Origin of the sequence: Providencia sp. PROV188 (genome assembly GCF_027595165.1) — a bacterium.
Lineage (GTDB): Bacteria > Pseudomonadota > Gammaproteobacteria > Enterobacterales > Enterobacteriaceae > Providencia > Providencia lanzhouensis.
This window is the reverse complement of record NZ_CP097291.1, coordinates 2,406,720-2,432,787: the sequence shown is the minus strand read 5'-3', so window position 1 is coordinate 2,432,787 and position 26,068 is coordinate 2,406,720. Positions and strand designations below refer to the sequence as shown.

Annotated in this window: 20 protein-coding genes and 9 tRNA genes; 16 read left to right on the top strand and 13 right to left on the bottom strand. The window is 41.3% G+C overall.

Translation table 11 applies throughout. The features are described from left to right. Nucleotides 1–127: 127 nt before the first annotated feature. The 3 genes from M5X66_RS11150 to gltX form a co-directional block, all read right to left on the bottom strand. Nucleotides 128–203 (bottom strand) — tRNA-Ala (locus M5X66_RS11150). A gap of 49 nt (nt 204–252) precedes the next feature. Further along, nucleotides 253–328: transfer RNA gene (locus M5X66_RS11145), tRNA-Ala, on the bottom strand. A gap of 194 nt (nt 329–522) precedes the next feature. After that, nucleotides 523–1,944, bottom strand: coding sequence for a glutamate--tRNA ligase (gltX, locus tag M5X66_RS11140; RefSeq protein ID WP_108478553.1), 1,422 nt, complete (start codon nt 1,942–1,944; stop codon nt 523–525). A gap of 355 nt (nt 1,945–2,299) precedes the next feature. On the opposite strand from gltX, the gene M5X66_RS11135 reads away from it, so the two are divergent. The 7 genes from M5X66_RS11135 (at nt 2,300) to M5X66_RS11105 (ending at nt 4,604) form a co-directional block, all read left to right on the top strand. Further along, nucleotides 2,300–2,375 (top strand) — tRNA-Val (locus tag M5X66_RS11135). A gap of 27 nt (nt 2,376–2,402) precedes the next feature. After that, nucleotides 2,403–2,478 (top strand) — tRNA-Val (locus M5X66_RS11130). Nucleotides 2,479–2,509: 31 nt separating this feature from the next. Further along, a tRNA-Val gene (locus M5X66_RS11125) sits at nt 2,510–2,585 on the top strand. A 42-nt stretch (nt 2,586–2,627) separates the two neighbouring features. Further along, a tRNA-Lys gene (locus M5X66_RS11120) sits at nt 2,628–2,703 on the top strand. Nucleotides 2,704–2,747: 44 nt separating this feature from the next. Further along, nucleotides 2,748–2,823 (top strand) — tRNA-Lys (locus M5X66_RS11115). Between the two features lie 21 nt (nt 2,824–2,844). Beyond that, nucleotides 2,845–2,920, top strand: a tRNA-Val gene (locus M5X66_RS11110). A 1,390-nt stretch (nt 2,921–4,310) separates the two neighbouring features. Then, nucleotides 4,311–4,604, top strand: a complete 294-nt coding sequence (locus M5X66_RS11105; protein ID WP_036949379.1) for a helix-turn-helix domain-containing protein — start codon at nt 4,311–4,313, stop codon at nt 4,602–4,604. Between the two features lie 244 nt (nt 4,605–4,848). On the opposite strand, the gene M5X66_RS11100 is transcribed toward M5X66_RS11105, so the two are convergent. The 5 genes from M5X66_RS11100 to M5X66_RS11080 all read right to left on the bottom strand — a co-directional run bounded on the left by M5X66_RS11100 (nt 4,849) and on the right by M5X66_RS11080 (nt 11,225). Next, nucleotides 4,849–6,576, bottom strand: a complete 1,728-nt coding sequence (locus M5X66_RS11100) for a potassium/proton antiporter (RefSeq protein ID WP_071992124.1) — start codon at nt 6,574–6,576, stop codon at nt 4,849–4,851. 368 nt (nt 6,577–6,944) lie between these two features. Beyond that, nucleotides 6,945–7,613, bottom strand: a complete 669-nt coding sequence (locus tag M5X66_RS11095; RefSeq protein ID WP_036949317.1) for a methionine ABC transporter permease — start codon at nt 7,611–7,613, stop codon at nt 6,945–6,947. Continuing rightward, a complete protein-coding gene (locus tag M5X66_RS11090) occupies nt 7,610–8,623 on the bottom strand; it encodes a methionine ABC transporter ATP-binding protein (RefSeq protein WP_036949320.1) in 1,014 nt (337 codons plus the stop codon). The genes M5X66_RS11095 and M5X66_RS11090 overlap by 4 nt, the downstream gene beginning before the upstream one ends. Nucleotides 8,624–8,626: 3 nt before the next feature. After that, nucleotides 8,627–10,087, bottom strand: coding sequence for an FAD/NAD(P)-binding protein (locus M5X66_RS11085; protein ID WP_036949323.1), 1,461 nt, complete (start codon nt 10,085–10,087; stop codon nt 8,627–8,629). 4 nt (nt 10,088–10,091) lie between these two features. Further along, nucleotides 10,092–11,225 carry a CMD domain-containing protein gene (locus M5X66_RS11080; RefSeq protein WP_270103532.1) on the bottom strand — a complete coding sequence of 378 codons (1,134 nt, stop codon included), beginning with the start codon at nt 11,223–11,225 and terminating at the stop codon, nt 10,092–10,094. Nucleotides 11,226–11,467: 242 nt separating this feature from the next. Between M5X66_RS11080 and M5X66_RS11075 the strand changes: the two genes are divergently transcribed. Together M5X66_RS11075 and M5X66_RS11070 are read left to right on the top strand one after the other, a co-directional pair. Beyond that, nucleotides 11,468–12,310 (top strand): MetQ/NlpA family ABC transporter substrate-binding protein, encoded by an 843-nt coding sequence (locus M5X66_RS11075; RefSeq protein WP_036949328.1) that lies wholly within the window; start codon nt 11,468–11,470, stop codon nt 12,308–12,310. A gap of 157 nt (nt 12,311–12,467) precedes the next feature. Further along, entirely contained in the window at nt 12,468–13,205 is a 738-nt protein-coding gene (locus tag M5X66_RS11070) for a cyclase family protein (protein ID WP_108478557.1), read from the top strand. Between the two features lie 49 nt (nt 13,206–13,254). Here M5X66_RS11070 and M5X66_RS11065 read toward each other — a convergent pair whose 3' ends face one another. Then, a complete protein-coding gene (locus M5X66_RS11065) occupies nt 13,255–14,490 on the bottom strand; it encodes an SLC13 family permease (protein ID WP_108478558.1) in 1,236 nt (411 codons plus the stop codon). Between the two features lie 208 nt (nt 14,491–14,698). On the opposite strand from M5X66_RS11065, the gene M5X66_RS11060 reads away from it, so the two are divergent. After that, nucleotides 14,699–15,115: a GNAT family N-acetyltransferase gene (locus M5X66_RS11060; protein WP_108478559.1), complete on the top strand. Its 417-nt coding sequence runs from the start codon at nt 14,699–14,701 to the stop codon at nt 15,113–15,115. Between the two features lie 26 nt (nt 15,116–15,141). Here the strand turns inward: M5X66_RS11060 and M5X66_RS11055 are convergent, their stop codons facing one another. Further along, complete coding sequence (locus M5X66_RS11055) at nt 15,142–15,513, bottom strand: hypothetical protein (RefSeq protein ID WP_036949337.1); 372 nt, start codon at nt 15,511–15,513, stop codon at nt 15,142–15,144. A gap of 115 nt (nt 15,514–15,628) precedes the next feature. Continuing rightward, nucleotides 15,629–15,700, bottom strand: a tRNA-Arg gene (locus tag M5X66_RS11050). A 392-nt stretch (nt 15,701–16,092) separates the two neighbouring features. Between M5X66_RS11050 and mlaA the strand changes: the two genes are divergently transcribed. Further along, on the top strand, nt 16,093–16,842 hold the full coding sequence (gene mlaA / locus M5X66_RS11045) for a phospholipid-binding lipoprotein MlaA (RefSeq protein WP_036949340.1): 750 nt from the start codon (nt 16,093–16,095) through the stop codon (nt 16,840–16,842). Nucleotides 16,843–17,367: 525 nt separating this feature from the next. Here mlaA and fadL read toward each other — a convergent pair. Continuing rightward, complete coding sequence (fadL, locus tag M5X66_RS11040) at nt 17,368–18,651, bottom strand: long-chain fatty acid transporter FadL (protein WP_036949342.1); 1,284 nt, start codon at nt 18,649–18,651, stop codon at nt 17,368–17,370. A 352-nt stretch (nt 18,652–19,003) separates the two neighbouring features. Between fadL and M5X66_RS11035 the strand changes: the two genes are divergently transcribed. The 4 genes from M5X66_RS11035 (at nt 19,004) to sixA (ending at nt 23,814) form a co-directional block, all read left to right on the top strand. Continuing rightward, a complete protein-coding gene (locus tag M5X66_RS11035) occupies nt 19,004–19,300 on the top strand; it encodes a YfcZ/YiiS family protein (protein ID WP_080675607.1) in 297 nt (98 codons plus the stop codon). Between the two features lie 264 nt (nt 19,301–19,564). Further along, entirely contained in the window at nt 19,565–20,884 is a 1,320-nt protein-coding gene (fadI, locus tag M5X66_RS11030; RefSeq protein WP_036949343.1) for an acetyl-CoA C-acyltransferase FadI, read from the top strand. Beyond that, a complete protein-coding gene (fadJ, locus tag M5X66_RS11025; RefSeq protein WP_270103531.1) occupies nt 20,884–23,094 on the top strand; it encodes a fatty acid oxidation complex subunit alpha FadJ in 2,211 nt (736 codons plus the stop codon). Before fadI ends, fadJ begins: the two co-directional genes overlap by 1 nt. A 234-nt stretch (nt 23,095–23,328) precedes the next feature. After that, nucleotides 23,329–23,814 (top strand): phosphohistidine phosphatase SixA, encoded by a 486-nt coding sequence (gene sixA, locus M5X66_RS11020; protein WP_108478563.1) that lies wholly within the window; start codon nt 23,329–23,331, stop codon nt 23,812–23,814. A gap of 42 nt (nt 23,815–23,856) precedes the next feature. Here the strand turns inward: sixA and smrB are convergent, their stop codons facing one another. Next, nucleotides 23,857–24,402 (bottom strand): endonuclease SmrB, encoded by a 546-nt coding sequence (gene smrB / locus M5X66_RS11015; protein WP_036949350.1) that lies wholly within the window; start codon nt 24,400–24,402, stop codon nt 23,857–23,859. A 266-nt stretch (nt 24,403–24,668) separates the two neighbouring features. Here smrB and hutI point away from each other — a divergent pair, with 266 nt between their 5' ends. Then, nucleotides 24,669–25,904: an imidazolonepropionase gene (gene hutI, locus M5X66_RS11010; RefSeq protein ID WP_270103530.1), complete on the top strand. Its 1,236-nt coding sequence runs from the start codon at nt 24,669–24,671 to the stop codon at nt 25,902–25,904. The last annotated feature ends 164 nt before the right edge of the window (nt 25,905–26,068 follow it).

The window sequence follows — 26,068 nt, the reverse complement described above, 5'->3', positions numbered from 1 at the left end:
ATATGAGTAAATCAAATGTGAATAGACGGTACAGTAGGGGAAAGTGAGTTAGGCTAAATTATTAAGATAAACTGCAAATAGAATTTGGAAAAGGAAAGAGTGAATTAAAGGGAGATAAGAAAGAGTTTGGTGGAGCTAAGCGGGATCGAACCGCTGACCTCTTGCATGCCATGCAAGCGCTCTCCCAGCTGAGCTATAGCCCCAAACGTAGTCTTTTGTTATGAAATTCAGCCATCTAAACTGGTTTTTAGATGGTGGAGCTAAGCGGGATCGAACCGCTGACCTCTTGCATGCCATGCAAGCGCTCTCCCAGCTGAGCTATAGCCCCAAACAAAATCTTTTGGACGGGAGGCATCATATTCAAGCTCGATTGGAGTGTCAATATATTAATATGTTTTTCGGGTTTAACTGCTGAAATATAGAACATTTTGCAATCAATTCCCATTTAATGCGGGAGCTGAAAAGCAAACTGCCTCTTAAGTTAAGAGGCAGTAAAATAGAAAGGCTTCTTAATTTAGAAAATTATTGTGCGGATGCTTCGCGTTCTGCGATAAACGCTAATGCTTTTTCGATACGAGCTACAGAACGAGCCTGACCGATAGCATGAACGGTAACATCTAACCCAGGTGATTGGCCTGCACCAGTTACCGCTACACGTAAAGGCATTCCCACTTTACCCATACCCACATCTAATTCAGCCGCGGTCGCTTCAATCGCTTGATGGACATTCTCGGCCGTCCAATCGGAAATAGCGATTAATTTGTCTTTCACCACTTCTAATGGCTGACGTGCAACTGGGCGTAAGTGTTTTTTCGCTGCATCAGCATCAAACTCTTCAAAGTCCTGATAGAAGTAGTGGCAAGATTCCGCCATTTCTTTCAGTGTCTTACAGCGCTCACCCAGTAATTTGATTAACTCAACTAACTGTGGACCTGTGCTGGTGTCGATATTTTGCTGTTCGATATGCCATGCAAGGTAGGTTGCCACTTCTTCAGCTGGCAGAGTATTGATGTAGTGATGGTTCAGCCACTGTAATTTCTCAGTGTTGAATGCACTCGCTGATTTGCTGATAGCATCAAGAGAAAAATATTCTTTCATTTCTTCAATTGAGAAGATCTCTTGGTCGCCGTGTGACCAGCCTAAGCGTACTAAATAGTTTAATAGTGCTTGTGGCAGGTAACCGTCATCGCGATATTGCATAACGCTAACAGCGCCATGGCGTTTAGACAGTTTTTTACCATCATCACCTAAAATCATCGAAACGTGAGCATATTCAGGCACTGGCGCGCCTAATGCTTTGAGAATGTTGATTTGGCGAGGGGTGTTATTGATATGGTCTTCACCACGAATGACGTGGGTAATTTCCATATCCCAGTCATCAATAACGACACAGAAGTTGTAAGTTGGAGAACCATCGGTACGACGGATGATTAAGTCATCCAGCTCTTGGTTGCTAAATTCAATTGGACCACGAATGGTGTCATTGAAAATTACAGAACCGTCTTGTGGGTTACGGAAGCGAACAACATGCGGTTCTGCCGCAGTGTGGTTATGTTCATGGTCACGGCAACAACCGTCATAGCGAGGTTTTTCGCCTTTTGCCATTTGTTCTTCGCGTAACGCTTCTAAACGCTCTTTAGAGCAGTAGCAGCGGTAAGCGGTACCTGCTTCTAACATGGTATCAATTACCGCATTGTAGCGGTCGAAACGCTTAGTTTGATAGTAAGGACCTTCATCCCAATTTAAATTCAACCAGTTCATACCGTCCATAATGGCGTCGATAGCTTCCTGAGTTGAACGTTCTAAGTCGGTGTCTTCAATACGCAGGACAAATTCGCCCTGATTGTGGCGACTATATAACCAGGAATACAGGGCGGTACGAGCACCACCAACGTGCAAGTAGCCAGTTGGGCTTGGTGCAAAACGGGTTTTGATTTTACTCATCGAGATTGCCTTAATTGCGAAACGTTGTTTCTTATGCGCTTATGTTCATCGTAAGCATTGCTAAAAGTTCCTCTATTCTATCACCCTGTAGTGAATCCTCAATCTGCTTCTCTCTATACAGATAAAGAAAATCATCAAATTGGGAAAATAACCGCTGAAATTTTTAGTCTGGTGAGCTTCGGATGATTTTTTTCTAATAAAATTTAGTAGGATAATGTAGTTAATTGATTAAAAAGGGTACTTCTTAGGTGATAATTAAAACATCTTGATTATTTTTGCAACGAACAGAAAAAATCTATTCAAAAACCGTTGACTCAGAACGCAGTATCCCTATAATGCACCTCCATCGACGACGGGGCGATTAGCTCAGTTGGTAGAGCACCTCCCTTACAAGGAGGGGGTCAGTGGTTCGAGCCCGCTATCGCCCACCACCGTTGACGATGAAAACATAAATGATTGGGCGATTAGCTCAGTTGGTAGAGCACCTCCCTTACAAGGAGGGGGTCAGTGGTTCGAGCCCGCTATCGCCCACCAATTATTTATGACAATGTGGTTATTATGAAGTGGGCGATTAGCTCAGTTGGTAGAGCACCTCCCTTACAAGGAGGGGGTCAGTGGTTCGAGCCCGCTATCGCCCACCACTTCATCTTTTCTTGCATTAAAAACAATTCAGAAATACAGATGGGTCGTTAGCTCAGTTGGTAGAGCAGTTGACTTTTAATCAATTGGTCGCAGGTTCGAATCCTGCACGACCCACCATCTAAATGAAATAAGTCATTCAAGCAGTACAGATACTTGAATATGGGTCGTTAGCTCAGTTGGTAGAGCAGTTGACTTTTAATCAATTGGTCGCAGGTTCGAATCCTGCACGACCCACCATCAAGTACAGCGTCATGAAGTGGGCGATTAGCTCAGTTGGTAGAGCACCTCCCTTACAAGGAGGGGGTCAGTGGTTCGAGCCCGCTATCGCCCACCACTTCATCATTCTCAAAAAGCGCCTCTCTAAAAACGTCAATTGAAGATATAACTTACTGATTTTAGTTAATTTGCGTATAGTTACATTCAATAAATTTTCATCATCCTCTCTCTATGATCCTTCGTTGATTTTGCTTAAATATTCATATTACTCATTAAGTATTATTCCTATTAAGATTGAATATGGCGTTATATTGACCATTATATTATTAATATAAACTTTTGTTTTTTTTATGAATCAATATATTCAATGAAACGATAACGAGATTTTTCCTTGCATTGAATAAGTCTCAATTTGGTTAAAATCAAAATCTAGTTAATAAAAATAAAGAATGTTAACGCCTTAAGTGAAATTACCTAAATGGAGATGTTAAAGGATTAATGCATTAATAGTTTTATCTGAAATGAATTTTTATTTAAAACTATGGCGGTAATGTAACTGCGTTAGAAACTAAATTATGCGATACCCATGAACAGCCTTATGTTGGTTTGGATTAAATAAATTATTAAGAATATTCTTAGATGATATTAAAGAAATAACAAACAAAACTTTCATTGATATTACAGTAAAAGAATATCTTCAAAGTAGTATATTAGTGAATAATTCTAGCTATTCACGTTTTGATAATCTTAAAGTTCAATAATTTCTGAGTGTTCATGTATTCATAATATTAAAATAAGATTATCGATAATCAGTAATGTTCATATTTTTGTGATATTCATCAAGTAAAGTGAATGTTCGGCTTCCTTAACGTTAATGTTTTGTTATGTTGAATATGTGGGTGCATTAAATTCACTAAGTTACTTTAAAAATATAGCGTTTAATTAATTTGTAGCATGCGGTTCAAAAATGTAAGTTATTGATGTTTTATGTTGCAAAATAGTTACATATGTAAAACACATATTTTTTACTTTCTTTTACAGAAAATGCTCACTTAATGTGGTTTTTGACTCAAAAAACTACCAATGTTATCGTGAAACGATTAACTTTGTTACAGTGTTAAATTATTCTGTTTATTTCCTTTATTTTTGGATTTATTGGCGGGAAAGTGGTTGGTTTTTAGTGAATTGTCTTGCGATGTGCTCTTTCACCTGAGTTTACTCGGTGATATTCACTGGCTATCAATTTGCATAACAGATTGATAATTAAGGATTTATTTGCTAACTCGTCTTGTTTGTATAGAAAAAAATATTTTGTTACATAGTTGCAATGTCATTTTTGGACTAGTTGAAACTAATTAGAAGGCTAGTATATCATTCTCTTAGTGATGTTGGATGTATCACCATGTTTTTATCGATGAACTATATAGTACATATAAAATAACAATGAAAATGGCAGAAAATACCTGCTGATTTTTATTCAATTAATATAGATTGAAGCGAGAATGTTTATGAATACAAAATATCCTGTCGCTTGTGCAGTTGGACAAAAAATTAAGTCTTTAAGAAAAGCTCAAGGCTATACGGTTTTCCAATTAGCTAAAGAGATCGACATCAGTGAACAACAACTATTTCGTTATGAACGAGGTGTGAATCGTATTGATATAGATTGCTTAGTTCGCGTATTAAAGGTACTAGGCGTAAATATGGGTGAGTTCTTCAGTGAAGTTCTCCAGGATGATATCAACGCGTCTGAGGAAAGAGAATCTAAAGGGTTTAACGACTCACTTTATTCTCTCGTATAATATCTATTCCATGTATACGTTTCATAATGAAACAAATTAAGTACAGTAATTAAATTGTTTCAATTGAGAACGATAAAATTAATTAACTCAAGTTAGTTAGTAAAAGTCATTGAATATATTAATCTCCCTCTTATATAGAGTACTTGCAAAAATAAAAGCCCCTTTGGGGCTTTTATTTTTTATGCATACAATTTAGAAAATAAGCGTGGAAAAATGAAAATGGATTATCACTATTTTTAACATATTATTCCTGCTGGATTTTTACTGGCTCTAAAATAACAGTAACGATACGTGGGCCGATCATTTCATCAATTTTTATTTGTATGCCATCTAGCTTAATCACATCCCCTTGAGAGGGTTCATTTTCAGTATTGACGTGAATAAATTGATTGAGTGTTTTATCGGAATCAACTTCAATCAAAATCCCATATGACTCATAAATTTCATTTAATCGCGTTGTGCCTTTTAAGCTTAAACCTGATTCAGGTAGCTCCATAACGGTTGGTTCTGAAGAGGTTTGTTCGGAGAATAATCTTTCTAAGAATAGGCGACTTTGCGGTTTTAGTACGACAAACAAATGATCATTTGCCATTAAGATTGTTGAGCCGCGTGGTGGCAATACACTTTTTTCTCGGGTGATCATCGCAATCACGGTTTGGTCAGGCAGGGCTAATTGAGATAACCTTCGTCCTACCGCAGAGCAGTCCTCGCCCAGCGTATATTCGACCAAGTCAGCATCAATCTGGTCGACAGCAGTAATATCTAATGTCGCAGCGGGCAGAAGCGGTGGTGGTTGCATAAGATTTAATTTGCGAGCAAAGTAAGGCAGCGTGGAACCTTGTAGCGTTGCAGAAATGAGTACCACGAAGAAAACAACATCAAAAATGAGGTTGGCCCCCGGTAACCCAAAAATGAAGGGGAAAATAGCCAAAATAATCGGAACAGAGCCTCTTAGTCCAACCCAGGAGATAAGTGCTATCTCATTTCGAGTGAAGCGAAATAGTTTGAGTACAGGGACAACCGCCAACGGTCTTGCAACAAAGGTTAATACCAGCGCAATGAGCAACCCTTCCTGCCATACCTCAATTAATGAGCTAGGGTTAACCAATAAGCCTAACATCACGAACATGATGATTTGGCTTAACCATGCCAGCCCATCATGGAATAGAAAGGTATTGCGCTGGAAAACAAATGAGTGATTACCAATAACCACACCCGTGACAAAAATAGATAAGAAGCCACTTCCATCTAAATTACTGGCGACACCGAATGAAAACAAACCACAAGCCGCCACTAAAACGGGATAAAGACCTGCCGCAAGTAACTTAATTTTGTTGATGATCTTTATTGAAATCCAACCAACACCTACCCCTACAGCAGCACCAATTCCCATTTGGCTAACAAATAATAACGCTAATTCACTGCCAGAGGCTTGTGGGTTCATTAGTAGTTGCAGTAGTCCAACGGTTAAAAATATGGCCATGGGGTCGTTGGTTGCACTCTCTATCTCTAAAGTCGCCTGTAAACGCTCATTTAGGTAAATGCCTGCATTGCGTAGCAGTGAAAATACGGCGGCGGCATCCGTTGAGCCAACAATGGCGCCTAAAAGCAACCCTTCAAGAAGTGGAATACCTAAAATATAGGCAGCGGCTAACCCAGTGATACCCGCAGTAATCAAAACACCAACGGTAGCTAAGGTGAATGCAGGTTTCCAGACTAGCTTAATTGATTTTACTGAGGTTTGTAGCCCACCATCGAAAAGGATTAGAGCAAGGGCGAGAGAGCCAACAGCATAAGATACATTGACGTTATCAAAGGTAATTTTCCCTAAGCCATCCTCACCTGCCAGCATGCCAATAAAGAGAAACATAACCAACATTGGCAAACCAAGTCTTGCAGACAATTTACTCGAAAAAATACCGAGCAAAATCAATATGGATGAAAGCAATATAAGTTGTTCGATAGTCGGCATAATCAGTTTTCAGTTAGAGGTTAATAAAACGCTGACGATGCATCGTAAAGCGCGCGAGGTAGCTAAAGATGTTATCAAAGTGACTAAAATATACATTTCATAGTGTTTTTGGTCTCAAGTGGTCAAATAAACATTATGATGTATAGTATTATGATTATATATGAATCATTTAAAATATATTGGTATTTTACTGCATTTTTTAAAATTTAATTTTTAGAAATAGCCTGTTTTTTTATTAAACTCGTATTAATAGCGACTTTTTTATGTGTAAATATTTTTTGCGGAGGAATTGAAAAGGGAAGAGAGATGGTTAATTGTATGAAAAATAAATAAAAGTCGATGAAGATATTTCATCGACTTTATATTAACTAGTGAAAACGCGCCTTTCTTGCCAAAGTGTCACCAATAAACTGTATTCCTTGCACGATAATCACCAAGGTCACAACCGTAATTGCCATAGCAACATTATCAAAGCGTTGATAACCGTAATTTAGCGCAAGATCACCAACACCGCCGCCACCAACGGCTCCAGCCATCGCCGTTGCCCCAACCAGCGTTATACTGGCAGCCGTTAAGCTTAAAATTAATGATGACTTTGCTTCCGGTAGAATAAAGTGCCAAACAATTTGCCAGTTGGTCGCTCCCATTGCATCGGCAGCTTCAATAATACCCGAATGGACACTGAGCAATGAATTCTCAACCAATCTTGCCGTATATGGCGCAATATAAATGACTAAAGGGACTATCGCCGCGGTGGTGCCAATAGATGTTCCTACCACAAAGCGTGTTAATGGGATTATAGCCACTAATAAAATAATAAAAGGTAGTGAACGGAATATATTAATAATAGGGTTAATAACGCGATAAATACGTTTGTTTTCCCAAATTCCGTCTGGGCGAGTAATAACTAATAAAATTCCCAATAAGATCCCGAATAGCGAACCGAGGACAAGCGCAATACTCACCATAGTGAATGTTTCTGACATGGCCAATAAAAATTGTTTACTTGTCAGTGCTGTTTCAAAAAACTCACTCATACTGTCCCCTTATTCACTGCAACGCCACGATGGCGTAAATAGGCTACGGCTTCATCAATGTGCTGTTTATCGCCTAACATCTGAACAAACATACTGCCTAAAACGACGCCGTTGATCTCTTTCATGTTGGCAAATAGGATATTGATTTTAATAATATTTTTGATAATAAGTTCATTCACCACAGGCTCTTGAGCGGATTTGCCTAAAAATTCTAATCGATATACATCCTCTTGATGTTCAAGCTGATGGAGTACACGCTCCGGAATTTTTTCATTGAGCACAGTACCCACAAATTTTTGCGTGGTTGGATGTTGAGGATTGGCAAAAATATCAAGTACTGTGCCTTCTTCAACAATGCGACCGGATTCCATGACGGCGACACGATGACAAATCTGCTCAATGACTTCCATTTCATGAGTGACCAATAAAATGGTAATTTTCTGCTCACGATTGATTTTTTGCAGTAATGCCAAAATAGAGGCGGTGGTTTGCGGATCCAAGGCAGAGGTTGCCTCATCACACAGCAAGATTTGTGGATTATTAATCAACGCTCTCGCTATTCCAACACGCTGTTTTTGCCCACCAGAAAGCTGGTTAGGGTATTGGTGTTTCTTATCGCTTAATTCAACGTATTCAAGAATGTTATCTACGCGACGGGCAATTTCGTGCTTATCAATGCCAAGTAAAACCAGGGGCATAGCAACATTCTGTTCGACAGTCTTGGTTTCCAACAAATTGAAATGTTGGAAAATCATTCCGATACTTTTTTTATGTGTCCGTATTTGCGATGGGGTATGCTCCGCTAAATTGTGCTGATCGACCTTGATGGCGCCACCGGTAGGCTTTTCTAATTGATTGACTAAGCGGATCAAGGAACTTTTACCTGCACCGCTATAACCAATAAAACCAAAAATATCACCTTTATTGATATGCAAATTAATATCTTGTAGAGCGACTAAGGATTGCCCATTTTTTTCATAAATCTTTTGGACATTGTTAAATTCAATCATCCTTTACTCCACATTTTCAATCAATTGTACACGCTGAGCGGGTGGTAAGGCAGGTTGCCATTCATCACCTAATAACTCATTTTCTGTACTGGTTTTAACCAACTCAAGGTGCTGTTGCCGATGGGCTAGATACAACTTGGCAGCAATATGATCCGCTAAACGCTCAGCTCCGGTATTGGTGCCTGGGATCAAGCCAATTAAGGGACCCATGCTGAGCGAAGCGCTTAAATTGAAGCAATAAAAGTGGTCGATAAACGGAAACTCGTAACCCGATTTTGCTTGCAATTCAAAGTGTTCACCAAGATAGGGATGCGCGGCAAGTTCATCATTTTCCTCACCTTTAGGTGGGGTATAAACATCTCTCCACGTTTTAATAAACGGCGCTAGGCGATGAAATGGGCTGTATTTTTGCCAATTTAGTCGGTAGCCAGTCGCTAAAATGAGGTAATCAAAAGAGAAATCCCCTTGGTTGGTGGAAACGTGCAATTTATTCTCTTTGACGGTGACATCATTGACTTGTGTATTGAAGTTAAAATAAGCATGTGTATGACGAGAAACTCGTAGTGTACTACCATGAGGGGCAGGGGTTTTCGCTTTCAAAACATAATCGGCATAATGCCATTTTTGCGCATCGGTAAAATACCCATAGGCATTGGTAAAACCGGCACTTCCGGCGACCTTTCCTCGGTTTACTCGCGGCATCTCTTTTGCTCGGATCAACAACTCAACAGACTTAGCACCATGTTCTAATGCAGTGGCTGAACTGTCCATAGCTCCCGCACTGTAGCCTACAACGCCAATATCGAGCCCGTTAAATCTCTCATAGTTGCTACCCGCATATGAATGCTCCCAGTATTGAGTTGGAATTTTATTCATAAATTCTGGGATGTTAGGCTCGCTAAATGATTCCATGCCGGTTGCAATGACAACATGCTGAGCAACAAAAGAGGTTTGTCCATTGGGAGTATCAAACGTTAACTCTCGGCCTTGAGGGATTAATTTAACATCGACTAATTGGTGCTGATTTAGCAGTGTGGGTGCCGTCATGGTTTTAAACCATTGTAGGTACTCACCCCATTGTAAGCGTGGGATTTTATCGAGATTTTCCCACACATCATCGCCAAATTGAGCTTTAAACCAGGCTTGGAATGTTAAAGAGGGGGATGCAAGAGCAGGGCCGACAACCTGTTTAGGTGACCGCAAGGTTTCCATCAAGGCTGGCGTTTGCCAAGGACCTTCTTTGCCTGAGGGCGCTTGGTCAAAAACGATAGCGTTAATTCCCCGTAATTTTAAGGCAAAAGCCGCCGTTACTCCCGACATGCCCCCACCGATAATGGCGACATTAATCTTTTGTTTATCAAGATCTTCATCTGACAACGACCATGAGCTAATCGGTAAATTAAGATACTGCAAATCCTGATTTATTTGCGCCTCTAGAGCCGCTAATCCAATGACCTTATCCATGGTATTACTCCTTATTTTCAGGGAGTTCAAACGGTTCTCCCAATGTCAGCATTAAGCGATTAGCCCATGAAAAAAATGCACTGGATTGAATTAAATCGAGTAACTCTAGTTCCGTTAACCCTAATGAGCGTAGCTGATCGATTTGCTCAGCTGAGGCTTGAATAGGCGTAGTAGAGAGCGAAGCAACAAGAGAAACGATAGCTAAAAGCCTCGATTCATAGCCTTCAGCAAGCACATTTCCTGCGGGTGTCGCCAGCAGTTTCTCGACATCACCGAGATGTTCTTTTGCATACTGGCTAGCTTTGCGCGCATGAACTGAAGCGCAATAAATGCAGCCATTCACTTTACTGACCGCAGCAGCAGCAAACTCTCTCTCCCAGCGAGGTAGCCCACCTGAGGTATAAAAAATACCTCGGTCTATCTGTGTACGTAGCGCTAAAATCTCGCTTTGATGAGCTAACAGAAGGAAATATTCAGAATTTAATTGCCCATGTTTTTTCAGCGTTTGAGTTTCATCGTCACTTAACGAATTGACATCTCGCGCAGATAACCAAGACTCCCAACCTAATTGCTGCTGTGTAAAGGCGGTCGGTGATGGTTGCCCTAACTGTGTTGTCGTTGCGTGGTTCCAATTTCCTGCCAAAATTGGAAAGTGTTGGTCTGCTTTATTATCTGAATTCTGGCTTTGTCCAATTAATAATTCCAGGCCAGCAACTAAGCGGGATTGATAAGTGACAAAGGTAATTAACTGAGCCAATAAAATAATATCGGGCTCAGACCATCCTTGCTGAATAAATTGTTGTGTTAAAGCATAATCAGCTTGATTTGGATTGCTGGTTAATACTCGCAGATATTTCTCTGCAAGCGTAATCTCAGGTGTTATTTCGACGATGGATTGTGATGATAATAATTCAGCATAATATTTTGCGAGTAATATTGAACCAGTAATTTTCGCCACGGAAAGCGCAAAATAGTATTTCACATTTAGAGGCAATATTTGAGATGGCACAGAAAAAACAGCCTCAAAAGCGGCTTGAGTATTTTCTGTTGCAACCGGCCTTTCTGCGCGGTTTTTCGCTAATTCTGAGTCTGGTGTCAGGTTAAGAATATTGTTAATTAAATCAAATTTTACTGTCATAAATAACTCACTTTATTTAAATTTTTTTATCTCCTTCATTACATATCAATCACATCATTATTCGAACTACCATTTTGTTATATCGTTATAACCATTTTGGTTTGATTCATTTTTATATTCATTTCTATTTAAGTTATAACGAACGGATCTAAGACGTTAAATAAATCCTGTTTATACTCCGGTCGATTGGCAATATTAAAAGCTGAAAGTAATTAAAAAGTAATCACCATAGGAAATTTCAAATGTTCAAACAAAAAATAATAAATTTATCTTTAGTGGCAACCGCAATCATTTTATTGGCAGGATGTGGTGATAATAAAGAAAAAGACAGCTCAGATAAAAAGCAAATTACTATTGGCTTCGGTGTTGGGAATTATATCGACCAAGTCGATAAAGGCATTGTACCTATTTTAGAGAAAAAAGGTTACCAAGTGACGTTACGTCAGTTTTCACAAAACAGGCAAATTAACCCTGCATTTGAAGAAGGGGCAATTGACGCATCAGTAAACCAAAGTCGCGCTTATATGGAAGCGTATAACCAAAAAAATAATATTAATATGGTCGCATTGGCCGATTCACCAAGCGCACCGCAGAGTTTACGTTCGAATAAACACAAAACGCTGAATGATGTGCAAGATGGCATGATTGTCGCGCTGTCAAATGACCCTGTAAACGCGGAACGTGGAGCTCGAATTTTAGAGCAACTGGGTTGGATTAAAATCAAACCGAATGTCAGTACGCTCAGCTTTAGCGTCAATGACATTGAACCGGCAAAATATAAGCTCGATATCCGTGAAACAGATGCCGCGCAAGGTTTACGTCTATTGGATGATGTGGATTTTGTAGTAGTGAATGGTAATTATGTGGCGAGTGCAGGGCAGCGTATTGCGGATGGTTTGGTTGTTGAAAATTCACCGCTTGAGCATCGCGTTGTGGTTTCTGTGCTACAAAAAGATCTCGACACTCAATGGGCTAAAGATTTAAAAGAGGCTTTTGAATCAAAAGAGTATGCAGATTATATTCGCTCTCAGCGTATTTATGATGGTTTTATTGAACCTGCTGCATGGGCAAATTATTCTAAATAATATTCGAATCTTCGTTGCCAATTTGGTGAAAAATTGGCAACGGATTGTTTAGAAAGATAGACAAACGTCATAGAGTTGGTTATTACCTATTCAGAATAAATAAAAATAGCAAAATAAAATTGTCTTGATAAAGACTAAAACCAGATAGGGGAAAATGATGGCTAACGAAGTTTTAAATGCACTAAAGGTATTAAAATCCAAAAAATGGGTGGATTTAACGCACAGCTTTGATAAAGATTCTCCTCATTTCTTTATGTTTGACTCTGCAGAATTTAAAACATTATTTGGCTACTCTGACGGCTTTTTTGCTCAGCAATTTACCTTTCCTGGGCAATACGGCACGCATATTGACGCGCCTTGCCATTTTGTTGAAGGAAAACGCTTTTTACATGAATTGGAGCTGCAAGAGTTAGTCTTACCGCTGATCGTTATCAACCAATCTGAGCGAGCGGCACAAGACCCTAATTTTGCATTTTCTCGCGAAGATGTTTTAGCTTTCGAGCGTGAACATGGGCGAATCGAACCGGATAGTTTTGTAGCACTACGCACAGATTGGCATAAGCGCTGGCCTTCTCAAGAAGCCATGGATAATAAAGACGCAGAAGGTAATAATCAAATCCCGGGATGGGGTATGGATGCGCTCAAATTTTTATTTGAAGAGCGTGGCATTAAAGCCATTGGGCATGAGACATTTGATACTGATGCAGCGAAAGATTTTCGCCAAAATAACGCGCTATTAGGTGAATATTACGTATTAGAACAAGATACTTACCAAATAGAGTTGATGGCGAATTTAGATCAATTACCGACTCGTGGTGCTGTGATTTTTAATATTGTGGCGAAACCCAATAATGCTAGTGGGTTTCCTGTGCGCTCATTTGCTATTCTTCCCTGAAAATCCTAAACGCCTTTCTCAGTTAAATAGGCTGAGAAAGGCGTTAGTTTTATAACGCGAATAAAATCCATGCAGTGGCTAATAGCATACAGAGAACGGCAACAATTCCCCCAGATTTTGCAAATTCTGAGAATGAAATTTTCACACCATAAGCCGCCGCTTGTTCCACAACAATAATGCCCGCCAAGCTACCAAACACAAACAAGTTACTGGAAAAACCAGAGCCAAGGACTAATGCGGCGCCTAATGCATCAGCGTTACCGTCAGGCGTTAAAAAAGGCACCAGCAGCATGACAGAGGGGTTATTTCCGACAATAGTGCTGAGAACGCCGGTTACTAAAAATAGAATGAATGGGTTATTGAGTTCAACACCATGAGCGCGTAAATCATTCAACATTTGCTGCGGTAATCCTGTTCCAGCAAATGCCGCGTTGACGACAAATAATCCCATGATTAATAGTAATAAATTCCCATCCACTAACTTAAGCATATCGCTAGATGCAATGGAACGGTTCAGTAATAGGAAACCCGCTGCCGTTAATGCGATTAACTCTTTTGGTATATCACTCACCACAAAAGCCACAATCACGGCGAGTGTGATCACACCGGCTTTAGCAGTTTCCCATGTATCGAGTGGTGTTGGAGGAGAGACCGTTTTAGGGGTATTAGTCGGCTCTTTAGCTAAGTACCAGCGGTTGCGATATAACCACACCAATACCAGCCAGGTGAGCGGTAAAGATAATAATGCCGGTATTGCCGAGGATTGTAATAAGCCCACAAAGGAAATATCTAGCCCCTGTGCCGCGATCATATTTTGCGGGCTACCAATCAGCGAGCCGGTTGCACCGTTGTTGGCGGCAAAACAGAATCCAAGCAGAAACGGAATGGGGTTAAGCCCGCGAGATAGTGTGATGGAGACCAATAATGGTGTCATCGCGACGACAACCACGTCGTTGGTTAACAGTGCGGAAAGTAATCCGCCAACGGCGATCAGTACGGCAAGCAGTGTAGGCGCACTGACTTTGAGCATCGCCACGCGATCGGCGGTCCAACTATAAAAGCCGGAAACCACAAACGAAGCGGAGACCACCATCAAACCAAATAGCATGCCGATAGTGCGGTAATCAATGGCATTCCAGGCATGAGGTGGCGTGATGCTGTCGATGGCCATCATGGCTAATGCACCGATGACGGCGGCGCCCGTTCTATCAACTTTAAAGCCGGGTAGTTTGCCAAATGCCATGGCGATATAGACCAACACAAAAATAATAATGGTAAGCGTCATATTATTCACATTTTTTCTGAAAGATTAGGGGGATTTTACGGTGAATAAAATTACAGGCAAGATAAAAAATGTTTAGTTTTTAATTAAGTAAATGGTGTCTAACTAGGATATTCGTAATACGATGTTATACGGACAGTAAGCGATAATTAATTTGTTGGCGGGATGTTTTCTACATCATAAAAATACCGATAAATAAAATGAGGTTGTTATGAAAGTTACAGTTACACATGATATTACCCCTGAAGATAAAGAAGAGTTATTTACTGGTCTAAGAAGCTACAACCGATCTTTTTTGCAAAATAGCTATTTTGGGCAACTTGGTGTGTATAGCAAGGATGAAAATGGGATCATGCAGGGTGGGCTTCTCGCGTCAATTAAAGGTCGATGGTTATGTATTGATTATCTGTGGGTGGATGAGTCAATGCGTAAGAATGGATTAGGTAGCCAATTAATGCACGTCGCAGAAGAAGAGAGTAAAAAACTCGGCTGCCACAATGCATTAGTGGATACCTTTAGTTTCCAAGCTTTGCCATTTTATGAAAAACTGGGTTATGTGAAACAAATGTCACTCCCTAATTTTCCGGAATTAGGCATGCAACGCCATTATCTTTCTAAAGAAATATAACAATCTTCATGGCACCAGTTTATCTTTTAGTTCATGTGAGCTGATGGGTTTGTTGGTAAGGATTGGCTATCTATCCATTGAGATAATATTTGTTTTGCAGTTAATCTCAATGGTGTATTTGTCGCATTAGACGAATTTAAATATTGCGTAGAATATTCTAACAAGTATCCATTCTTAAAAATAAACCAGCGGTCTGTTATTTTTACTGTGGCTTCTGGTTGTTGTTTATCATGATAAACCATTAGCTGATAACCATCCTGCCTCGTTTGCTCATCCGGCGTTCCTTCTATTTGCATCACTTGGTTTGATGTCATCCCTGTCATAACAACAGAAGGCGATTTTTCCATCGTACAACCTATCAGAAGAATACCAATTAATAAGGCAAAAAGTGTTCGCATCGTGGTCAGTCCATCAAATAGGGATATAAGCAAAATACTATAGGGGAAGAAGTAAAAGCGAAATAGGGCGAAGAAAGATTGGGAAAGTTCTTGGGGGGGGCTTAGTGCAGGAATCTGTCCCCTGCAGGAATCGAACCTGCAACTAGCCCTTAGGAGGGGCTCGTTATATCCATTTAACTAAGGGGACATTGAGATGCTGCGTAATAGCGCTTGGCATTTTACTGGCCACCCTCCATTGAATCAAGCTGTTACAGCCAAATTCTCTGCTTTTATCTTTTTTATTCTTTTCTTTGTTGGTTTTTTAAGCATCTTGCGGTTTAGCCTAAAATTATTTCAGATAAGTCTATCTCTATGTTAATGCACTAATTAATGACATTTACTGAAGCAACCCTGGCGTTTGGGGGGATTCGTATGTATTTCTTATGATAAGTTGATAATTAAATAGGTTATAATTATATCTATATGGCAATTAAACCACTCAAAACGCTTAACATGTTTTTCTATTTGCTTTTATGATAAAGCGATTAGTAATAACGATAAAAACACCATGGCAAGGTGGAATAAAGGATGGAGAGAATGATGAAGTTTCGCATAAGTAGCGTTCTTCTCGCGGGAGTTTTAATGGCTGGATGTGCGAGCGTTGACCCAGAAACGCAGCAGCGTTCAGACCCGTTAGAAGGCTTTAACCGAGCAATGTTTAACTTTAACTATAATGTCTTAGACCCATATGTCTTAAGACCTGTAGCCGTTGCTTGGAATGATTACGTGCCAATGCCTGCTCGAAACGGACTCAGTAACTTTCTTGGCAACCTTGAAGAACCGGCCAGTATGTTAAACAGCTTTTTCCGTGGAGAAGTGGAGCAAGGCTTTAAGCACTTTAACCGCTTCTTCTTAAACTCAGTGTTTGGTATCGGTGGCTTAATTGATGTTGCTGGCATGGCAAACCCTCAGTTAGTCAAAGAAGAGCCAAAGCGTTTCGGGAATACACTAGGCTACTATGATGTGGGTTATGGTCCATATGTGGTTTTACCGGGTTATGGCAGCGCAACATTGCGTGAGCAAGGTGGTGATCTAGCGGACGATCTCTACCCAATGCTGAGTTATTTAACTTTCTGGATGTCTGCGGGTAAATGGGCACTGGAAGGGATTGAAACCCGTGCAAGATTACTTGATTCGGATGGATTGCTGAAAAGCTCTTCCGACCCTTACTTAATGTTCCGCGAAGCTTACTTCCAACGTAATGATTTCTTATCAAGAGGGGGAACGCTGCAACCAGCAAATAACCCAAATGCGTCAGTCATTGAAGGAGAGCTGGATTCGATTGATTAATTAGTTGATCGATTGATTTGGTGGGGTTTATCACTCTCTATGTTTTTTTAGACATCAGAGAGTGATAAATAAACTGCTAGTCATTGTCCTGTTTTCCTCGTTGGATGACTGTGTCAATCACGGCACTGACGACTAACACGCTAACAAAGCTTATAGTGAATAATGTTCCCATAATGCCCTCCTATGTTTTTTCCATGATTTTCCTCAGATGGTAGCTTAGTGAGCAACTCTACTGCTTCTTCATGTCAAAAAAATGAAGGGCAGCATTGCAGTTAAAAATCGATATCAAAATGATTGAGTGGATATTTATGACTGGGATCAGTACATGAATAAGCCGTGGGAATGTTTTTAACAATAAAATAACATCGGGCTATAATTAATATATAAATCTGTACAAAAAAAAGTCAAGAAAAAATTTGGCTTGAGGATGTTTTTTCTGCGAAGAGCATAAAAGGAAAGTGGGCAAAGGAAGAGATAGAAAAGGAGATATCAGGGGAGCGAACTCCCCCGATAAGATATAACTGATTAGAATGTATAGTTAAAGTTAACGCCGTATAACCATGCAGACCCTTCAGATTTGAATGCAATCACAGGTGAAGTCGGTGTTTCTGCCAGTTTTTCGTTAATATTAACTTTTTTACCGTGCATATAAGCAATACCTAAGTCCACAGAGGCATCTTTGTTAAATGCGTAAGTGGTACCTGCAGTCAGCCAGTAACGGTCTTGGTCTGGAATTGAGATTGAACGGTATTTAGATGGCACTGGGCTTTCATCGTAAGCAATACCGGTACGGAAGGTCCAATTATCATCATAATAGTAGGTAGTACCTAATGCTAAGCGCCATGCATCATCAAAGTTTTCTGGTTTGTGGAATAGGACGCCACCATCACTTTTTCTATATGCTGTTAAATCTTTAAATGTGCTCCAGCCAGTATAAGCAACACTGTAATGCAACGCCCACTTAGGATCGACTTTATGGTAACCGGATAATTCCCAGATATCAGGTAAGTTGAGATCTAAAGTTCCTTTAACGGTAGTACCGCCTAAACCGCCAATTTGTTTAGGCAAGTCATTAGAATATTTACCGTCTTCAAATTTCACTTTTACTTTTGAACGGTAAGTAAAGCTTAAGCGGTTATCTTGGTTGATTTCATATAGTAAGCCAGCATTCCAACCATAGCCCCAATCATCACCTTTCAATGATGCTGCAGTTGTACTTGGGGTAACACCAAATATTGGTGGAACAGCTCCTGCACCGATGCCCATATGACGCGTAATTTCAGCATCAGCATAAACAGCGTTAGCGCCCACACCAAAGCTAAAATTATCATTGATGCGATATGCACCACTTAAATTTAAGTTAACGGTTTTTAAATCTGTTTTTCCACCGATAGGGCCTGCTGCATAATCTTTATGGAAGTCAGTAGCAAGACCAAAGTTAGTGGTCATTGAGGTACCGACAGCCCACTTATCATTAATTGGGAAGATAAAGTGCGCGTTAGGTACAACGGCGTTAGGGGCGATGTTATTGGCAGTAAATGCATCGCTAGTACGGCCTTTAATATCAACGGTAGGGTCGATATATACAGCACCGAGAGACATGGTTGGTCGATCAAATAACATCATTGCAGCTGGGTTGCGGCTGCCTTCACTTGCGTTGTCGCCGACGGCTCCTGCGCCTGAAAATGCACGTCCTAGGGCTGAGGTTGAATATTCATTCAGCAAAAAACCAGCTGCACTTGCATTGGAAGAAATAACAGCCACTGCGATTGCTAAAGCTGATCGAGCAAATAGGTTTTTCTGGTTCATGACCAAAACCCTCTTGTATGTTTTATTTAAATAAGCGACTTCTATCGCAAGAAGCGCTGAATTGTAGGGTCGCTTGCCTCTACGACAAATCAGACCAGTTCAATGAGTATAGGTCTGACCACTGGGGATGTTGCAAGGTTGTTTTGTTTTTGTGCGATTTTTCTTTTCGAAAATGCGATGTGATTAACAAAATGGCAACATTTGTGTGAGCTTAACGAGTAATAAGTGCTCATATAAGGAGCTAGATCAAACTTATATTGAATTATTAGCAACTAAATTTGATATCACTAGTGTTTGGCACTTTTTCAGCGTTATGATACTTACTTAACAGTTTGTTCATTGGGAGAATAAAATGACTGATGCGATTAAACGTTGTAGCGCGGATGAAACAGCTGCGTGCTGCTGTGTAGATGTGGGTACAGTTCTGGAAAATAAAGATTGCACCGCATCGTATCAGCATGTTTTTGCGACTCAGCAAGAAGCTGAAGCGATGCTGAAAACACTCACAGAAAAAGCCAAATCTGTTGAGTCAGAACCGTGTGAAATTGCTCACTCAATCAACCCCGTTGCGGGTGGTGTAGAGTTATCGGCTCACTTTACATTTAGCTGTGAAGCAGAAAGTCTGATTTTCCAATTAGGCTTACGCTAATCAAACGTTTGAATTCCTTTTTGAAGCCCATTAACTCTATTATTTCGCGGATGCGTCATTTTTAGAAGTGAATGGGTTTTTTATTACTCAAAACTTACCTAATTTCCCCTCTTTATTGCCAATTAATTGTAACTTGTGTGTGAGCTCGCATTTTTTATCGACGCTGATTGATAAATGTGAAGAATATGTTAACAATCGATACAGGTCAGACCTCTTAATTTAATCACAACAATTCTACTTATTTTTCTTTTAGCAGGAGCGACCATGAATCAACTCTCCCACCATGGCGATAATAAGCATGCCACAAAAGAAAGGATTGCTATCGTTAGTGGATTACGTTTGCCTTTTGCTAAGCAATCTACCGCTTATCTCAATATTCCAGCCGTGGATTTAGGCAAAACCGTCGTTGCAGAACTATTACATCGTAGTGATATTGACCTGTCGATTATTGAGCAATTGGTTTTTGGACAAGTGGTTCAAATGCCTGAAGCACCTAATATTGCGAGAGAAATTGTGTTGGGTACGGGTATGAGCGTATCGACGGATGCTTACAGTGTTTCTCGCGCCTGTGCGACCAGCTTTCAAGCGATTGTGAATGTCGCGCAAAGCATGATGGTGGGGGATATTTCCGTGGGTGTCGCGGGTGGCGCAGATTCATCCTCTGTGCTGCCTATCGGCGTATCAAAAAAGCTCGCAGCCACACTATTGGCGCTAAGCAAAGCCAAATCATTTGGGCAAAAATTATCGCTTATCAGTAAATTACGCCTGAAAGATTTAGCGCCAGTTGCACCTGGTGTCGCGGAATACTCCACTGGATTACGCATGGGAGACACCGCCGAACAGATGGCGAAAAGTTACCATATTAGCCGTGAGCAACAAGATGAATTAGCCCATCGTTCTCATTTGCTGGCTGCCAAAGCTTGGAAAAGCGGGGTGTTAGAGCAAGAAGTGATGACCGCATATATGCCACCTTACAAGCAGGCATTCTCGCAGGATAATAACGTGCGTGAAAATTCCGTGCTCGCTTCTTATGCGAAACTCAGACCTGCCTTTGATAGAAAACACGGTAGCGTTACCGCAGCCAACAGCACGCCATTAACGGATGGGGCGGCTGCTGTGTTGATGATGACCGAATCTCGAGCAAAAGCATTAGGTTATACCCCGTTAGGGTACATCAAAAGTTATGCTTTCTCGGCAATTGATGTGTGGGAAGATATGCTACTGGGACCATCCTATGCCACACCGATTGCCTTACAAAGAGCAGGGCTTACTCTGCAAGATTTGACTTTAATTGATATGCACGAAGCGTTCGCAGCTCAAACTCTCTCCAATATTCAAATGTTTGCCTGTCAAAAATTTGCCCAGGAAAAGCTTGGCTTGTCGAAGGCGATTGGGGAAATTGATATGGACAAATTTAATGTGCTGGGCGGTTCTATTGCTTATGGTCATCCTTTTGCCGCGACAGGGGCGAGAATGGTGACTCAAACATTGAATGAGCTACGTAGACGTGGTGGCGGGTTTGGGCTAACTACCGCTTGTGCGGCGGGTGGGCTTGGTGTGGCAATGATTTTGGAGGCGGAATAATGACGCAACATTCAGCAGTCATCACAGAACCTGCATTCACGTTAAAGGTAGTCAATGGCAATGTTGGGGTGATTTATATTGATGTTCCTAATGAAAAAGTGAACACCCTAAAGGCGGAGTTTGCGCAGCAATTTCATGCCATTTTACAACAAGCACAATCGACATCTGGTCTGAAAGGCTTGGTGATCACCTCCGGTAAAAAAGACAGTTTTATCGCAGGAGCAGATATTAGCATGATAGCTAACTGCACCAGTAAAGAGCAGGCGAGTGAGCTATCTAAGCAGGGGCACACTCTGTTCGATAAGATTGAAAATTATCCGCTGCCGATTATTGCAGCTATCCACGGCGCATGCCTAGGTGGTGGCTTGGAGTTAGCGCTCGCTTGCCATGCGCGCATTTGTTCTGATGACGATAAAACCAAACTGGGTTTACCTGAAGTGCAGTTAGGGTTACTGCCAGGATCCGGCGGCACTCAGCGTTTACCGCGTTTAATTGGGATCCCAAATGCCTTAGACATGATGCTGACAGGACGCCAATTAAAAGGTAAACAAGCGTTAAAAATGCGATTAATCGATGACGTAGTTCCGGTTTCGATTCTACTGGACACGGCGGTTGAGCTGGCGCAGAAAGGGGGCGTAAGACGTAAGCCTCTCCCTTGGCAACAGCGTTTACTCAGTAGCAAGTTATTGCGTAATAAAGTTTTCTCCAGCGCGAAAGAGAAAACATTAAGTAAAACCCAAGGACACTATCCGGCACCAGAAAAGATTATTCAGGTGGTGAAAGCGGGTATGAATAGCGGGCTAAAAACGGGATTCGCCGAAGAAGCCAAAGCGTTTGGTGAACTGGCGATGACACCAGAATCTGCCGCATTACGTAGTTTATTTTTTGCCTCTACCGCATTGAAAAATGAAACTGGGGCGGACGCTAAACCAAAAACTATCAAACAAGTGGGTGTGCTTGGTGGTGGCTTGATGGGCGGCGGGATCGCTTATGTGAGTGCGGTATTGGGTAAATATCCGGTACGCATTAAAGATATTTCGGACAAGGGTATCGCTCAAGCTCTGCGTTATAGCTGGGATCTGCTTTCTCAGCGAGTGAGTAAAAGGCGCTTACCGCCTCGGGAGCGGGATGCGATTATGGCTCGAATCTCGGGAACATTGACCTATCAAGGATTAGAGTCAGCGGACATTGTAGTGGAGGCTGTATTTGAAGATCTGGCACTGAAACGTAAAATGGTGCAAGAAACCGCAAAAATGTCAGATGGCAAAGCGATTTTTGCCTCAAATACCTCTTCGTTACCTATCCATCGTATTGCGGAAGGTAGCCCTCATCCAGAGAAAGTGATTGGGCTGCACTATTTTAGTCCTGTGGATAAAATGCCGCTGGTGGAAGTGATCCCTCATCAGCAAACGGATGCCACTACTATCGCAACCACGGTTGCCTTTGCTAAGCGCCAAGGTAAAACAGCCATCGTCGTTGGTGATGATGCGGGCTTCTATGTGAACCGTATTCTGGCACCTTATTTGTGTGAAGCGGCTCAATGTCTTGTGGAAGGCGAGGCGATTGACCATATTGATAAGGCATTAGTGAAATTTGGTTTCCCTGTTGGACCTTTCCATCTACTTGATGAAGTGGGTATTGATGTTGGAACCAAAATTTTACCGATTCTCGTTGAACGTTTTGGCAACCGCTTTAAAGCCCCTGACGCTCTCGACAAAGTGGTCAACGATGACCGTAAAGGGAAGAAAAACGGTCGTGGTTTTTATGTTTACGGGCAGCCAAAAAGTAAGCTGGCTTTCTGGAAAAAATCCACAAAACGTCAAGTTGACCAGGGTATTTATTCACTGATTAACATTCACCCCTCAACGTCAACGAACCAAACGGATATTGCTCAACGCTGCGTTATGTTAATGCTCAATGAGGCTGCACGTTGTTTAGATGAGAAGATTATCCGTAGCGCGCGAGATGGGGATATTGGTGCGGTATTTGGAATTGGTTTCCCGCCATTCTTTGGGGGGCCTTTCCGTTATATGGATAGCCTTGGCCTCAGTAAAACCGTGGAAACGTTGCAACATTTAGCGGAAAAACATGGTGATAAGTTTGTGCCATGCGACTTATTGATTGAAATGGCACAGTCTAATCGCACGTTTTATCCGGTGAATGATCATGAAAAAAATGCATCTTCAGCGGAAGAAAATAGTGATATTTAATAAGCGATAATCGCTGTCTAATCAACCTGATGCCACAGTTAAACGCTGTGGTTATCAGGTTTTTTTATGGCTGAATGACAAAAAATGTCAGTAAAAAACAATGTAAATCATTTTATTTGCAACGGGTTTGTTGCAGAATCTCTCCTCACCCCAACTGATGGTTATCTTTAACAATAATTATCTTAACAAAAAGACCCGTATTCTCCTGTGGGACTGCGGCACAGATGGTGGATTATGCAAGTTTATATTATGCGTCACGGTGATGCTGCAATTCAGGCGGCGAGTGATTCAGCGAGACCATTAACCCAAAAGGGAAAAGATGATTCGGTACTGATGGCGAAATGGCTAAAAGCCCGCCAACCTCAAATTGATACCGTATTAGTGAGCCCCTATTTGCGCGCGGAACAGACATTACAAGTGATGCGTGAGGAATTATCGTTGCCAGCGCAAGCGCAAATCATGGAAGGGCTAACCCCCGGAGGAAATGCGGATTGGGTTGCCTCTCAAATTCGAGATTATGCATTTAGTGGTGCCAAGGCAGTTTTGGTGGTTTCGCATCTGCCACTGGTTGGTTATTTGGTCTCGGAGCTATGTCCCCACGAAGCACCGCCAATGTTCACGACATCGACGATTGCATGCGTTGAGGTGGATACTGAGCAGATGAAATGCCATTTAGAATGGATGCTCAGCCCATCGCAGATTTCGTTGGCTCAATCTTAAGTTTGAGCATCCTAGGGGATGAAAACTAAACGAAGTGAGTGCTTAACGGCGAGCACTCTCAGTCGTTTCAATTAATAATAGCAGCGAAGCATTACCACCCCACTCTTTAGGGGCTTGGTGAAAAGCAACAATATCAGGATGTTGGGCAAGCCATAGAGGTGTTTGCTGTTTCAAAATATGCTTACCGTGTCCATGCATAATGCAGGCACAATGGACATTTTCCCGCTTACAGGCTGCAATTAACGCGCCAATTTCTTGTTTCGCTTCCATTTGGGTTAACCCATGGAGATCCAGAAATAACTCCGGCACATAGTCTCCACGACGTAATTTTTTCAGCTCATACGGGTTGGCATCCGGTCTTAAATAACGAGTAGGACCTTCATTATCTAGCTGTGGTTGAAATTCATCAGAAAAATAAAATGAAGCATCCACTTGTTCTTGCTGAACTTTTTTACTGGATGGTTGAGTGACTTTCGCACGAATAGGGGCATGCACTATTTGGTCTTGGTGAATTTTCTTAGCACCTTGAATAGCGTCTTTAAAGAGATTGATGTCGCCGTCTTCTAAGGCGAATTTATTTTTAGTCATTGTTTATAAATCAATTGTTAATAAATGATGCTTTCTTGGATGGGCAAAACAGAACCCACAAAACGGAGCGTAGTGTAACCCATTTTTCCCATGAACAGTTATCATAGAATATTTTTAGCGCTACGTAACAAATTTATAACTTTTACGAGAGTAAACATTGACAACAGACCGATAAGTAGTCTAATTGTATATACATATCTATACGTTTATATCTGTACCTTTCATATGTGAAGCCGAATCGGGTTTCTGCTGCCATGGGATGATTTATGTTATTTAAAGCACACGCAAATGATGTGATCTGGCGTAATGGGCGGATCGCCACAATGAATAGTGAACTTGGAACGGCATATGGGTTATTGGAAAATCACGATTTAATCATTCGTGGTGAGCAGATCATTGCCATTCACCCAAGCGACAAAGTTGATGCCAACGGCTGCCACATCATTGATGTTGAAGGTCGCTTAATCACGCCGGGACTAATTGATTGCCATACCCACTTAGTGTTTGGTGGTAACCGAGCCGCAGAGTGGGAACAGCGTATGAATGGCGTCTCCTATGAAACGATTAGCGCACAAGGTGGCGGGATCAATTCTACCGTTCGCTCCACACGAGCCATGAGTGAAGATGGGTTATATGAGGTGTCGAAACCGCGGTTAGAAGCGTTGATCCGTGAAGGCGTCACTACTGTGGAAATGAAATCGGGTTATGGTTTAGATCTTGCCAACGAAGAGAAACAACTGTCAGTGGCAAAACGATTATTTGCAGCTTATCCGATCGACGTGTGCTCGACATTACTTTCTGCACATACTGTTCCACCAGAATATAAAGGTAAAGCTGACGATTATATTGACCTTATTTGCGATGAAATTATGCCGCAGCTATGGAAAAAAGGGCTATTTGATGCCGTGGACGTGTTCTGTGAAAGTGTTGGCTTTTCTCTTAAACAAAGCGAGAAGTTATTCTTAGCAGCGAAAAAACTAGGAATTCCAGTAAAAGGACATGTCGAGCAACTCTCTAATTTAGGGGGAAGTGAGCTGGTGGCAGAATTTAACGGGCTATCAGTCGACCATATTGAATACTTAGATCTCCAAGGTATTCAAGCCCTCAAACGCAGTGGAACCGTGGCAGTATTATTACCTGGTGCGTTCTATTTTTTACGCGAAACCAAACTACCGCCGATTGAACTATTACGCGAAAACCAAGTACCTATGGCCATCTCCACGGACTTTAATCCAGGCACCAGCCCATTTGCCTCACTGCGTATGGTGATGAATATGGCGGCGGTATTATTTAGATTAACCCCTGAAGAAATTTGGGCAGGAGTGACACGCCATGCAGCAAAAGCATTAGGGCGAGAACATAGCCTTGGGCAATTACGCGTCGGCTATCAAGCTAACTTTGTGGTATGGGATGCCAAGGATCCGGTAGAAATGATTTATGAACAGGGCAGCAATCCATTAAATCAGCGTGTTTATCAAGGAAAAGTCACCCATAAAAATTAATGGTTTATTTTAGTTAAAATAGAAAAAGCGTTTCTGTTTTTCAGGTTATAATATTATTTGCTCATAAAATTCTGATGTATTCATAAAGTTCTGATTGCTGCCTAGGAATATCACCTCCACTATAGGCAGTAATTATTTTGATTGATTTTCAATGTTGACGACTC